Source organism: Microcoleus sp. S36b_A4 (genome assembly GCF_036700645.1).
In the GTDB taxonomy this organism is placed as follows: Bacteria; Cyanobacteriota; Cyanobacteriia; order Cyanobacteriales; family Microcoleaceae; genus Microcoleus.
In genome coordinates this window covers 19,299-31,711 of record NZ_JAUBPI010000075.1, presented here as the reverse complement: position 1 = coordinate 31,711, position 12,413 = coordinate 19,299, and the positions used below count along the sequence as shown (strand labels likewise).

The 12,413-nt window shown below is 49.1% G+C and carries 10 protein-coding genes; 2 read left to right on the top strand and 8 right to left on the bottom strand.

The annotated features are described in order from the left end of the window. Nucleotides 1–222: hypothetical protein (locus QUA03_RS21085; protein WP_333214650.1), on the top strand; the 222-nt coding region annotated here is incomplete at its 5' end. A 296-nt stretch (nt 223–518) separates the two neighbouring features. Here the strand turns inward: QUA03_RS21085 and QUA03_RS21080 are convergent. From QUA03_RS21080 to pilM, 8 genes are all read right to left on the bottom strand, one after another. Then, on the bottom strand, nt 519–2,012 hold the full coding sequence (locus QUA03_RS21080) for an NAD(P)/FAD-dependent oxidoreductase (protein ID WP_333214648.1): 1,494 nt from the start codon (nt 2,010–2,012) through the stop codon (nt 519–521). A gap of 34 nt (nt 2,013–2,046) precedes the next feature. After that, the gene (locus QUA03_RS21075) at nt 2,047–2,169 is read right to left on the bottom strand and encodes a hypothetical protein (protein WP_333214646.1); all 123 of its coding nucleotides are present in this window, start codon (nt 2,167–2,169) and stop codon (nt 2,047–2,049) included. 190 nt (nt 2,170–2,359) lie between these two features. After that, a complete protein-coding gene (locus QUA03_RS21070; protein WP_333214644.1) occupies nt 2,360–3,625 on the bottom strand; it encodes a threonine-phosphate decarboxylase in 1,266 nt (421 codons plus the stop codon). Nucleotides 3,626–3,640: 15 nt separating this feature from the next. After that, a complete protein-coding gene (locus QUA03_RS21065; RefSeq protein ID WP_006634837.1) occupies nt 3,641–3,931 on the bottom strand; it encodes an HU family DNA-binding protein in 291 nt (96 codons plus the stop codon). 740 nt (nt 3,932–4,671) lie between these two features. Next, complete coding sequence (locus QUA03_RS21060) at nt 4,672–7,059, bottom strand: AMIN domain-containing protein (protein WP_333214642.1); 2,388 nt, start codon at nt 7,057–7,059, stop codon at nt 4,672–4,674. Nucleotides 7,060–7,534: 475 nt separating this feature from the next. Then, complete coding sequence (locus QUA03_RS21055) at nt 7,535–8,329, bottom strand: pilus assembly protein PilO (protein WP_333214640.1); 795 nt, start codon at nt 8,327–8,329, stop codon at nt 7,535–7,537. Continuing rightward, nucleotides 8,326–9,225: a PilN domain-containing protein gene (locus QUA03_RS21050; RefSeq protein WP_333214638.1), complete on the bottom strand. Its 900-nt coding sequence runs from the start codon at nt 9,223–9,225 to the stop codon at nt 8,326–8,328. Before QUA03_RS21050 ends, QUA03_RS21055 begins: the two co-directional genes overlap by 4 nt. Nucleotides 9,226–9,623: 398 nt before the next feature. Further along, on the bottom strand, nt 9,624–10,718 hold the full coding sequence (pilM, locus tag QUA03_RS21045) for a type IV pilus assembly protein PilM (protein WP_333214636.1): 1,095 nt from the start codon (nt 10,716–10,718) through the stop codon (nt 9,624–9,626). Nucleotides 10,719–11,098: 380 nt separating this feature from the next. Here pilM and QUA03_RS21040 point away from each other — a divergent pair, with 380 nt between their 5' ends. Then, nucleotides 11,099–12,382, top strand: a complete 1,284-nt coding sequence (locus QUA03_RS21040) for a sugar ABC transporter substrate-binding protein (RefSeq protein WP_333214634.1) — start codon at nt 11,099–11,101, stop codon at nt 12,380–12,382. Nucleotides 12,383–12,413: the final 31 nt, after the last annotated feature.

The following is a 12,413-nucleotide window of genomic DNA, read 5'->3' as shown; positions in this document are numbered from 1 at the left end:
AATATTTGCCCAAATGGAATTATCGAGCCGTACCCCAACCTGAGTAATTCATTAAGTTATTTATTTTTCATTCCTTACAGCGGATTCCAGGTTTATGAAGTACACCCCAGAAACCCGGTTTCTTCTGGATTTCTCGCCAGAAATCGGTTTTATTCAAGAAACCTGGTTTCTCTGTACTTCACTTACCTGGAAAGTGCTGTATATCCCTACGCCAACGGATGATCGCCCCGACGCTTTCCGATCGCGGTTTTCATTTCGGTGAGCTAAAAACCCGGTTTCTGAGCGTCTGATATCGTTTCCAGTTGGATGGGAATGATCAAGTCAAGGTCGCACAATTCCACATTCTCCCACGGACGGCTACCCACTCCGCACTCCCCATCATGTATGAGTGTTACCGGAATTGATATTATTTATTTACATACAATTTTAATGAGGAGCAATGTGATTAGCAAGTTACTTTTTAACTTTGCGCTCATCATAGAAATTAAAAAAAATCCTACTACAAACAGTTGATTTCTTTACTTATTCCAATACCTGCGCCAGTGAAACAAATTCTCCCATAAATTGCGCGAAAAAGTATTGCTGCCCAAGCGCTGCGACTCCCAAACAGCAGCAGTTTGACCGTTAATTGCCGAAAAACTCGACCAAATATAAGGAAGTTGGGCGATCGCCTCAACCTTCATCCCGTGACGCACCGCCAAAGCGATCGCGTGAATCAACTCAGCAGCTTGCGGCCCGACAATACTCGCTCCCAACATCTCACCATTGCGACGCCCGACAATCTTACAAAAACCAGTGGTATCCCCCGACATTTGAGCTCTTTCAACATTCTTGAAATATTCCCGACAAACAATCAGATCGTCTCCAAAACGGCGTCTTGCTTGCGCTTCAGTCAAGCCAACCCTCGCCAACTGCGGGTCAGAAAAAATCGCCCAAGGAATCCCGCGATAATCTATTTGAAACATTGGCAAAAACAAAGCATTTTTCACAGCAACGGCAGCTTCGTAATTAGCGATGTGAGGGAACGGATAACCCCCAGCAACATCGCCGATCGCGTAAATGCGGTGATTAGTTGTTTGCAGCTTTTCATTTAAAATCACGCCCCGATCACTGAATTTAACCTTAGCCGCTTCGAGATTTAACGAAGAAAAATTGTGTCCTCTACCGGCGGCCAGAAAAATCTCCTCAGCTTCGATCGCCCTTGGCCCAGCTTGAATCCACTTTTTACCATCAATCACCCTAGCTTGAGTCACCTCAGTAGCAGTCAGAATCCGCACTCCCTCAGCTTCCATTCCAGCTTGCACCAAACCAGCAGCCTCCCGGTCTTCTTTAGCCAAAATGTGCGAACTTTTCACCACCAAAGTGACAGCAACCCCCAAGCGAGCAAAAGTTTGAGCCACTTCGACACCGCTGGGATCTGCGCCGATTACAGCCAAACTTTTAGGCAACTGGGGAAGTTTTGCTAATTCCCCAACAGTTTCCGAAGTAAAAAAGCCAGCAGACGAAAGTCCTTCAATATTGGGAATCGCCGGCAGAGTTGGACAAGCTAGCAAATAACAGAGCGATCGCAATTTTCGCCCGCCGACAACAAAAGCCAAATCCGGTTTCGCAACAAACTCGCCGTTGCCAAAAATAACATCCACCCCGCGAGCAGCCAAAAGGCCGAGAGAATCAATTTCTGACAAATTAGAAACAACACCCTCGGCCCACTTGAGAACCCCGTCAAACCCCAATTTGATCGGCATGGAGGAATTGGCGACTTCCCAGCGCACCCCCAACTGCTGGCGGCTGATCTGCTGAGCAAAACGAGCAGCCTCCCTCAAAGTTTGGCTGTATCTCCAACCAAGGTCGATCGACTCTTTCCCCCCAGTCGGCAAATCTTGGGAATTACTGAGCGGTTCCACCAAAGCAACGCGGGCCGGGAAATTAGTTGCAGTCAAAGCAGCATAACGTCCGGCCGGAGTTCCACCAATAATCACTAAATCATAGTCAAGCATAAATAAAGAAGTCAATCAATTTTAGATTTTAGATTTTAGATTTTAGATTTTAGAATTGAAGCATTGACCACGGATAAATTCGGGGGGCAAGTTTCATCTGATACAGGTTTTTTATTTCGGGACGGATGAATCCGGGAGCTTGTATCCTGGATGCTTGATTGTCAGTAGTCATTAGTCATTAGTCAGTAGTCATTAGTTAGTAGTTTAGGGCGATCGGCGCGCGGGGTCAGAAACCCGGTTTCTGCCTAGATACTTCGCTGTAAAACCCAAGATTTATCAGAGAAACCGGGTTTCTTGGGTAGGTGCGCTCGAACGACCAATAAAATCGGTTTATCAACGGACAACTGACTACTGACTAATGACTAATGACTACTGACTTCTTTAAGTCCAGCAATCAGCCGCAGATTGTCCGCCCTTGAGCGCACAGCCACCCGAAAAAATCGATCGCCCAACTCAGGAAAACTCAAACAATCCCGAATCAAAATCCGGTGTCGTTCCAACAGACTTTTTTGAATCGAAGAAACCGACATCGACGACTCAACCAACAAGAAATTAGCCGCCCCGGCAATTGGCTGCAAACCCGGCAAATTAGCCAAACCCTCAAATAGCTCTCGGCGAGCCACAGGCAGCCAATCCCAGGTTTGCTGCTCAAAAACAGTATCTCGCACCACAGCAGCAGCAGCAGCAGCAGCCAAAGCATTCACAGGCCAAGGATCGCGCAGTAACTGCCAGCGGCGCAGAATATCTGGATGGGCGATCGCGCAGCCCAACCGCAGTCCGGGCAGAGAATAGAATTTAGTGAGCGATCGTAAAATCACCAAATTCGGAAACTCCTCAACAGCATCGATCAAAGTTTCCTGCTCAGAAGGCGGTAGAAAGTCCATAAAGGCTTCATCCACCACCACCATACCTAACTGCTTCACATAAGGCAAAATCGCCTCCCTAGCAAACAGCAAACCCGTAGGATTGTGCGGGTTGTTCAGTAGCAAACCTCGTCGAGAGGCGGCATCGAGACCAAGAGGAACTGGGATACGAAAAGAAGGGGATACAAGGGAACGGTTAGAAACCGACAAATCATCGGTTACTAACCGGCTTCCAGCCTCCGCGTCGGACGATTTCAGATCCAACTGAGAGGTTGCACCATGCTCAATTACTTGTTTAGGAACAGGCATCATGCCTGTTCCACAAAATTCATCTCTTGTGGAATGGGCATCTTGGCCGTTCTTGACAATGGTGCAAGATTGAAGATCCAAAGGGTATTTGAGCACCTGCGCGCCGAAAGCCGAAAGAGCCCGCGAGTAATCGCCAAAAGCCGGAGTTACCAAATAAGTCGCCTCCAGCTTGGACAAATCCCAAGCCGCCCAAGTCAACAATTCCGCCGAACCATTCCCTGGCAAAATCCAATCCCGGTCAACATTCAAAGCCTCACCCAAAGCAGTCCTGAGCTCTCCATAATCCGGGTCTGGGTAAGCCGTCAGACTGCTCAAGTGAGCTTGAATCGCATTCAAGGCCGACTCAGGAGGGCCCAAAGGACTGATACTCGCAGAAAAATCGACAATAGCAGAGGCAGGGCAGCCTGCCAGTGCGGCTGCCCAAGCTAAATTCCCACCGTGTAAAGGTCTAATCAAGACTCAGTTCGCCAGCTATTCTGCGTTTTTCGGCGGTGCAACTCTGTCCTTAAACAACTTCCCTGCGGAAAATGCAGGAACTCTGGTTGCCGGGATTTCCATCTTGTCTCCAGTTTTGGGATTGCGACCCTCACGGGCCTTGCGTTCCCGCGACTCAAACGAGCCAAAACCGACCAGCGTCACCTTGTCGCCATCGGAGACAGCTTCCATGATTGCTTCCAGGGCCGCACTCAAAACAGCATCTGCCTGTTTTTTCGTCACGCTAGCCTTTTCCGCCACTGCATCAACCAATTCACCTTTGTTCATTGCGAAGTCCTTCTCGATTTGCAAAATTACGTTAAACAGAGTTAGTTCAACTATTAGCTGTGAGTTATCAACTGGATTGAGGTGTGGATTGGGAGGTTTGGGTGGTTCCCGATTGCTCCCGTCCGCTTCCGCGAATCACAACTCCTGCTGAATACCAATTACCCTAGGGTAATTGGTCAGAGAAGGAATTTTTGTTTCTAACTGCTGAAAACCCCACAGCATCTAATTTTCACTGCATTATTCTAAAGTCTTGCCGACCGTTATGGATCGGTGGAACCTTTAATTTATATGGAACTTGCTAATTTTTGTAATTAATCCCAAAATTTAGGTAAAAAAATACCACCTTGGAGACAAGATTTCTCGCCTCGGTGGATTTCTGATCGAAAAAAAAATAGAAATAGAAGGAATACAATGTAATTTGTCAAGGGCTAAAGGAAAAGTTTTTTCCTTCTTCCTTCTTCCTTTCCCCTTTCTTTTCCCCGTGGGCCAGGGCTGTTTCATTCTCCCGAAACCCGCCAGGGACTGAAGTCCCTGTCTCATAGCTGAAGTCGTCTGAAGACGACTGAAAGAGTGATTTATAGTCGTCTTGCAGAGGACTAATCAGTTCTTTAGTCCTCTGAAGCGAGGACTTTAGCTTTGAGGCAGGGGTTTCAACCCCTGTCGGACTGTCGGACTGTCGGACTGTCGGACTCAGGGGAAAGAGCGTGGAAAGTTGACAGCAAGGCATTTTTCCTTCGTTCCTACTGTCTCGGCTGGACGGGCTGACTGCGCTGCAACAGTTGGCGGGCGTCGGGACTGATGTTGTTTTGGTAGCCAAAGTTCGATCGATCGCTATCATCCAAAATCTGTGGAGTCAGCAATACAATCAACTCCGCCCGCTGGTTGGTCTTATTGGTTCTCCTGAACAGCGAACCGATAATCGGCAAATCTCCCAAAATCGGAATCTTGTTCGCTGTAGTCCGTTCTTCGTCTCGGATAATCCCCGAAACAATCAAAGTCTGACCGTCCCGCAGGCGAATTAGCCCGGATTGCAACGAACGCTCGCCCAGCAGAGTGATAGTATTGGTGCTCGGGCCAGTCGAAAGGTTTTGAGTGGTGCCGGGTGTCCTGATAATCGGGTTCACCCGCAGAGAGACAAAACCGTTGTCGTCAATTCGATCAATTGCCACCCCCAACTGCAAACCGGCCCTGTCTTTGACTGCCGTCACCGTTGTGGTACTTGTATTTCCGGTAGTCTCGGTGTCGGACGTGATGTTAGTAATCACTTCATCAGTAATATTCACATTCGCCGTTTCTCCTTCTTGAACCACCAGAGTCGGATCGGTCAAGATTTTGGCATTCTGGCTCTGAATAGTTGCCCGCAAAGCCGACAGGAACCTCCTCGGATACTGGAACGCCGGGAACAGGGCGAACTCTGCAATTCCTGAGCCTGTCCTCGATCCAGGCTCGTAATCCGTAATTCCAACTCGCGTAGGGTCATTAGTAACTGGGGCTGTCGGCTGGAGGAACACACCTTTGGCGGGGCCTTCGAGACCTTGACCTGTAAACGGAACGATACGTCGGCCGTTCGCATCATAGAAAGGCTCCAGTTCTGCTAAAGGGTTGCCGATGATCGGCCTACCGGTCAAGCTCTGATCGAGCTGCGTTGTATTGGGCGGATTGATGCCGCCAAAATTGAGAGTTGCCGCCCCATTGTCATTGACAAAGAAATTGTTATTAATTCCGAAAGAGAAACTGCTCCTAGTGTCGTTATTTCCCAACAAGTTGATATCGATCACCTTGACGTTGACAGCGACTTGACGGCGGCGCAAATCTAGCTGGGTCAAGAAAGCCACAGCCATGTCAACTTTGCGCGGATCTCCCACCAAAGTGATGGAATTGAGCCGAGAATCCGCCAGCACCGACAGTCCCCTCAGCAAGAGCGGCCCCGTGCCTTCCCTAGCGCCGATCGCCTTAATGTCCGGTTCCCTAATTTCCACATCCCGCGCCGCATTTCCCTGGCCCACGCTTTGAATCGTCACCCGAGTAATCGGCAGTTGAGTTTCCGCGCCTTGAGCGCTCAAAAAGTTAGCTGCATCCGTAGAGCGAACTTGATTGAGCCGCAAAGTCCGAATGATAATATTGCGTGAGTCGATCGGCAAGCTCGTCCCTACAAAAATCGTCCGCCCCTGGCGGTTAGCTTGCAGTCCGCTGAGTCGCAGCACGTAATTAAAAACATCTTGCACCGACTCATTTTCGATGTCCAAAGAAATCTTCGGCCCTTCATCCGAGCCGGAAGCTCCTGGCTGACCAGGCACTGCTGGCTGGCCCGGCTGAGCAGGGGCCCCGCCGCCTGTAAAAGCAATGTTCAAGCCAGCAGCGCGGGCAAGCAGAGCTAAAACGTCTCGGACTGGGGCATCCCGCAATACCAAGCGGGGGATGCGTTCTCCCGAACTCAGTTCAATATTTCCCGCGCCGGGGGCGATGTTAGACACTGCGATATCTCCCAAGGGCGGAGCAACTGCCCGCGGTTGGAAAGGCGCAGCCTGATTTGTCTGGGATTGTATTTCGCTGGGGAGGGGCGGGCGATCGTTCCTGGTAACAGTAACTTCGGGATTTGGCAGCAGCACGCCTGGGTTTTGCGAGGTGCGGACTTGGGGAGCCGGGGGGGGAGCTGTTTGGCTCAGTGGCAGTCCCGGAGGCGGCGGGGGTGGAGTTTGGGCAGACTGTGCTGTACCACCCTGTCCGGCAACGCTAAGGACGATGCTTTGGCCTTGTCCCGGCACAATTTGTCCGTTGGGAACTCCGTTGGTGCCGGCTACCACAACGCGGATGCTGTTAGCCTCTACCTGGCTGATTTCTACTGAAGAAATTCCCGGAGCGGGGTTATCTTGACGGAAGCTGTTGCCTTGTGGCAAGCGGAGCTGGGTGTTAATAATTGTGGCTTGGTAAGTATTGCCGTTATTGATGGCGAAAACTTGCGGGCGATCGCCCTTTTCTGTCGCCAGAACAATATTTACGCCATTATTACCTTGACTTACTTGCACTCCTGTGACCTGAGTCGGCAATGCCAAGACGGGGGCTTGGGCGATCAGAACTCCTGCAACACTGCATAAGAGTCCTCCACTTAACCGTAGATGCTGTTTCACGTTCTCTCCTCCACTACACTTTATTTGCTGTTCGCAGTCTTTTGTCGCTAGCTGCTAAACTGACTAAAATATTCTCGCTTCGAGCCTTTTTAAAGGAAGCAGTTATGCCCTTTTCGATTTTTAATTTTCGATTGGGAATAACAGATGACATAAGGGTTAGAAGCTATCCTACAGCAATCCTCGCATCATTTGTGGATTTCTTACTCTCCCCCTTACAAATGGGAGGGTTGGGGTAGGGTAAAAAAATTACGACTCCTGCAAGGATTGCCATACAGTTCCATTACTTTTTGAAACTGGTATTAGAAGAAATTAGATTTTAGAGCCAATTTTTGATTGCCATCTAAAAAATATTTTTCTGACCTTCATACTTTTTTGACTTCTACCTTCAATCTTCCCCTTTCAAACTTCTGCCTTCTGACTTCTTGTGAAAGAGCCATTTGGGAACAATAGCTAATATCTATCCGCCCAACTACCGCTACTTAGCACCAGGACTCGGAGCCGGAGTTGGCGGTTTTTCTTCTTGCTTTAACGGCAGCAGCGCGTGCAAGTCAAAAGCAGTTTTAATTTTAGTTGGTGGCTGCTCCACAGGAACTATTTTCCCTTTCAAAAAATCAACTTCAATTGGCTGATTTGATGCTAGCAATTCAGATTTCAAATTCCTAACTACCAACAGCGACTGCATCAATTCCAAGTTACGCATAAAATTGCGGGTTTGAGCAAAAGTGCCTTCAAACTCTACCTTGAATTTTTTGCGTCTGAGCTTGCCAGCCAGGGACGGCCCGAAGGAGGTATCGGCCAGAATATCAGGGTCTGGAGCTCCCGGCGCGGCGGTTGCTGCTGCTGGCGGCATATCGGGCTCAAATTTGGTAATTTTAGCCTTGAGGTCATCTCCTTGCACGCCGGCGTTGATTCTATTAACGAGTTGGGTCATGTCAAGCAAAAGCGTGTTGGCGCTGGCGTCGCTGGCAAACATTGCCGTCACGTTGGCCCGGCGCTGTTTTGCTTCTTCTTGCTTGGCTTCTGCTTCTGCCTTTTTTTGAATTTGAGTTTGCAATTGCACTTGCGTTTGCTTGCTTTCGCTAAGTTTCTGCTTGAATTCGCCGCTTTTTTGGAATTCGGGCAGTACGAACTGGTAGCCGAGACCGCCGGCAATCAGGATCCCGAGAACCGCGATGCCGATTGCTTGAACTTGGGGTGTCAGCTTAATGCCAAATATTTCCTGAGCCCCTGTCTCTTCTGCTTTTCCGCTAGAAATAAACTCTGCTGTCATGGTTTTTTCACTTCTCCTTTTTGTGGTTCTAGCACTCCTTTTTCTTGAAGTGTTTCTATCCGTATTGCGAGCCCGTCTGCTTGCTTGCTTCGCAGCTCGGGGAGCAACTCGGAGGCCCCCGTCGGGCTGAGCGTCGTTTCAATTTTATATTCCACCACCGGTCGCAGTTTGGGAAGTTCTGGTGGTGCTGCGTTTTGGTTACGCACTTGTAATTGTGCGGGGTTGTTTTTTAATGTGGCCGCTATCAGTTTGGTATCGGTGTTAAGGAAGAAAGGAGAGCGCTGGATTAGCAGCATAAAGTCGTTAACTTGAGCAAAGGTACTGGCTATTCCTGAAATTTGTACTTTTGCTGGCTGCTGCGGGACGACGGGGACGGGAGCAGCAGCCGGGGCGGGGCTGGCTGGAGACGGACTCGCCCCTGGGGAGGCGGCGGGAGTTGCTGCAGGGGGTGGGGGTGCTGCTGCAACGGGGGAGGGACTCGGGTCGATTTGCTCGATTTTGCCAATTTGCACTCCCGCCGGAGTACGGGCACTCAGGTCTTGCAGCATCGCCGACCAAGGTTTAATTTGGTCGAATACTCCGGCTAATGCTTTGTATTCGGCGGTAACTTGGTCGGTTTCGGCGTTGATGGCTTTGATGGTGTTGGCTTGAGTATTTAACGTTGCCAGTTCTTGGTCGATGGCTGCTTGTTGTGTGGCCAAGTTGGTATTTTCGTTAGTCGCCCACCACCAGGCTCCCATGACTGCGGCGTTGATCCCAAAGGCAAACAGTACCGCCCCATATATGGGCAGTTGGTCTTTGGCTCCACCGGAACTTTTTTTAGTTGAGCTTTTGGCTGCTGCAACGGGTTTGTAGTCCGGACGGTCGTTGAGAAAATTAATATCTAGGCTGTACATGGCTTCACTCGATTTTATAGCAGAAGGAAGAAGGTAGAAGGCACAAGGTAAAAGGTAGAAGGCACGAGGTAGAAGGTAGAAGGAAAAAGTTATCTACCGCTTATGTTTCAGCAATTAAGAAGGTCCTAACAGTCTTGGCTGTTGCTATAGATTTAAATTTGAAATTTTAGATTTTAGACAGAACCCAAGATTGCTGGTACAAGTGAAGGATTTATTTAGGGAGAAAGAAACAACTTTCTGCCTTCTACTGAAGGAAGGGGCTGCTTCTACCTCAGATATATTCTACCTTTTACCTTCTACCTCCAATATTCTACCTTCTGCTTTCTGCCTTCTTCTTTTGGAAGGGGTTTTTACCTAAAATTCTCAAATCGGTTTTTCTCTCATCTAAAACTGTTAGGTCACATAACCTCCCTTAGTCCTAAACCTAGGGCGACTCCTAAACCTGCTCGCTGTTCTGGGGTAATTTCTTGGCTGATTTCGAGTCCTAGGGTTTCGATGGGATCGACTTGAGATGCGGGCAAGCTTAATCTTTGCATAAAAAATTCGTCTAGTTTGCCGATCGCAGCTCCAGGGCCTGCTAGCAGCAGTTGCGCTACTTCGAGTTCTTCGCTCTGGTTGAGGTAAAAGTCTACTGAGCGGCGCAGTTCGTCTGCTAGTTCTCCCAATACTTTTATCATCGCATTTGTTCCCGGATTGGCGTCTCCCGATGCGCCCATTGTATCTGTGACGGGCAGGGTCATGCCTTGCAGTTCGCTGGTGTCTCTGGTTGGCGGCAGGTTCATGGCTTGGTTGAGGGCGGTCTGGATTTGGTAGGTGCCGATCGGGATGGTACGGTTGAACTGAGGTATGCCGTCCACTACTATAGCTAACTCGGTGCTGTCAAATTCTATGGCGGTGAGAACAGCGGCTTCTTGGGAGGAAAATTGTTGCAGTTGGTCTTTGAGGGTGCGGATTAGGGCAAAACTGGTTACTTCTAGTACGTCTATAATCAGTCCGGCTTCTTTGAAGGTTTCGATGTATGTATCGGTAACTTCTCTCCGGGTTGCTACTAACACGACTTGCACTTTTTCTACTCCGTCGTCATCTACAAATAGGCCTATTTTTTGATAGTCTACGTCGGCGTCTTCTCTGGGAAACGGCAAGTACAGTCCTGCTTCTGCGTTCATGTAATCCCGCAGTTCTTCTTCGTTGAGTTCTGCGGGAACAGGGATTAAGCGGATGACAGCTTCGCGGCCGGGAATGGCTGTGGCTACTCGCTTGGCTTTGATTTTGTTTTCGGCGAGGACGGCTTTTATTAGTTCTGCCATTCCCGGCGGATCGACTATTTGTCCTTCTTGTATATAGTCTTCTGGAACTTCTATTGAGGCTAGGATGCCTAATTTTAATGCCTGAGCTTTCTTTTCGAGCTGAATGATGTTGATGCGGTCTGGGGCTATTTCGAGCCCGATTCCTGGCTGGCGTTGGGAAAGTAGACCTTTGAAAAAGTTAACCATGTGATTGGGTCGCCGATAATTGCTATTTTTTTCTTTTGTAGTTGGCCAGCCTGATTCAGCGCGCAGGCTTGTTGGAGGGTTGGTTTCCAACTGCCACCAGAGTGCTGTAATCTCGGTATCCCGCCGTAGCTACGCAGCTCCGTCTGTGTTGCGCGATCGCTAGTTCCGATTTTATGCTATCCAATTTACTTGACAATAGCTATTCTGCGGAGAATGTCAATAAATTCCAGCTCGATCGACCAAAAACCCGCCGATTCTGCACAAAAACAGACTATCTCGCTCCTGAACCCAGGTACAAAACTCTGTTACTGACTCATCGCGCTTGATTCGGGCGAGCGCTTTTTTGTCTGACGGTTCCCATAACTCTCAAATTTTATTCTATGAAACGTAAATCTTGGCAACTTTTTGCTGTATTTGGGCTGGTGGGGCTGCTGCTGGCGGCGGTGGTGAGTTGCAGCAAGCCGGCTGTTAATTCCCAGGCAAATAATACGCAGGAAATCGAGTTCTGGACTATGCAGCTTCAACCTCAGTTTACTGAGTATTTCAACAAGACGATCGCCGGTTTTGAAGCCGAAAATCCGGGGGTGAAGGTGCGTTGGGTGGACGTTCCTTGGTCGGCGATGGAAAGCAAGATTTTGGGGGCTGTTTCGGCGAAAACTGCGCCGGATGTGGTTAACCTAAATCCCGATTTTGCTTCGCTGTTGGCGGGGCGCAATGCTTGGCTGGATTTGGACTCTCGGATTCCGCAGCAAGTTCGATCGCTCTATCTCCCAAATATCTGGAAAGCGAGTGTACTCGACGGCAAGACTTTTGGCATTCCTTGGTATCTCACGACTGGGGTGACAATTTACAATACGGACTTGTTGAAGAAGGCGGGAATTGCTAAGCCTCCTGCTACTTATGCCGAGTTGGCAACTGTTGCGAAGCAGGTGAAGGAGAAGACTGGTAAGTTTGCTTTTTTTGTGACTTTTGTGCCGGAAGATTCGGCGGAAGTTTTGCAATCTTTCGTGCAAATGGGTGTGCCTTTGGTTGACGCTAAAGGCAAGGCGGCTTTTAATACTGCTAAGGGCAAAGCGGTTTTTCAGTATTGGGTGGATTTGTACAAGAACGGACTTTTGCCACAGGATGTTTTGGTGCAGGGACATCGCAGGGCGATCGAGCTTTATCAAGCTGGGGAAACTACTTTTTTAGCTTCTGGGCCTCAGTTTTTGAAGGCGATTGCTGAGAATGCTCCGAGTATTGGTGCTGTTTCGGCTGCTGCGCCTCAAATTACGGGGGAAACAGGCAAGAAGACTGTGGCGGTGATGAATTTGGTTGTGCCCCGCGACAGCAAGCGCCCTGATGATGCTGTCAAGTTTGCTTTGTACGTGACTAATTCTCAAAATCAGTTGGCTTTTGCTAAGGCTGCTAATGTTTTGCCTTCTACGGTTGAGGCTTTGCAGGACGGTTATTTTAAGAGCGTTCCTGCTGATGCTCCTGCTGCCGATCGAGCTCGGATTGTTAGTGCTTCTGGGTTGAGTTCCGCCGAGCTATTGATTCCGCCTTTGAAGGATGTTAAGAAGCTGCAAAAGGCGATTTATGACAATTTGCAGGCGGCAATGTTGGATGAGAAGTCGGTAGACCAAGCTGTTGCTGATGCGGCTAAGGCTTGGGATCAAAGGTAGTTTTTAAGTGAAGCTGGGGCGGGATTTTTTT

What these genes read in the sequence shown, in the direction of transcription:
- QUA03_RS21075 (WP_333214646.1), bottom strand. Translation starts at nt 2,169, where the DNA reads ATGACTACTGACAATCAAGCATCCAGGATACAAGCTCCCGGATTCATC.
- QUA03_RS21055 (WP_333214640.1), bottom strand. Translation starts at nt 8,329, where the DNA reads ATGACAGCAGAGTTTATTTCTAGCGGAAAAGCAGAAGAGACAGGGGCT.
- pilM (WP_333214636.1), bottom strand. Translation starts at nt 10,718, where the DNA reads ATGGTTAACTTTTTCAAAGGTCTACTTTCCCAACGCCAGCCAGGAATC.
- QUA03_RS21040 (WP_333214634.1), top strand. Translation starts at nt 11,099, where the DNA reads ATGAAACGTAAATCTTGGCAACTTTTTGCTGTATTTGGGCTGGTGGGG.
- QUA03_RS21050 (WP_333214638.1), bottom strand. Translation starts at nt 9,225, where the DNA reads ATGTACAGCCTAGATATTAATTTTCTCAACGACCGTCCGGACTACAAA.
- QUA03_RS21065 (WP_006634837.1), bottom strand. Translation starts at nt 3,931, where the DNA reads ATGAACAAAGGTGAATTGGTTGATGCAGTGGCGGAAAAGGCTAGCGTG.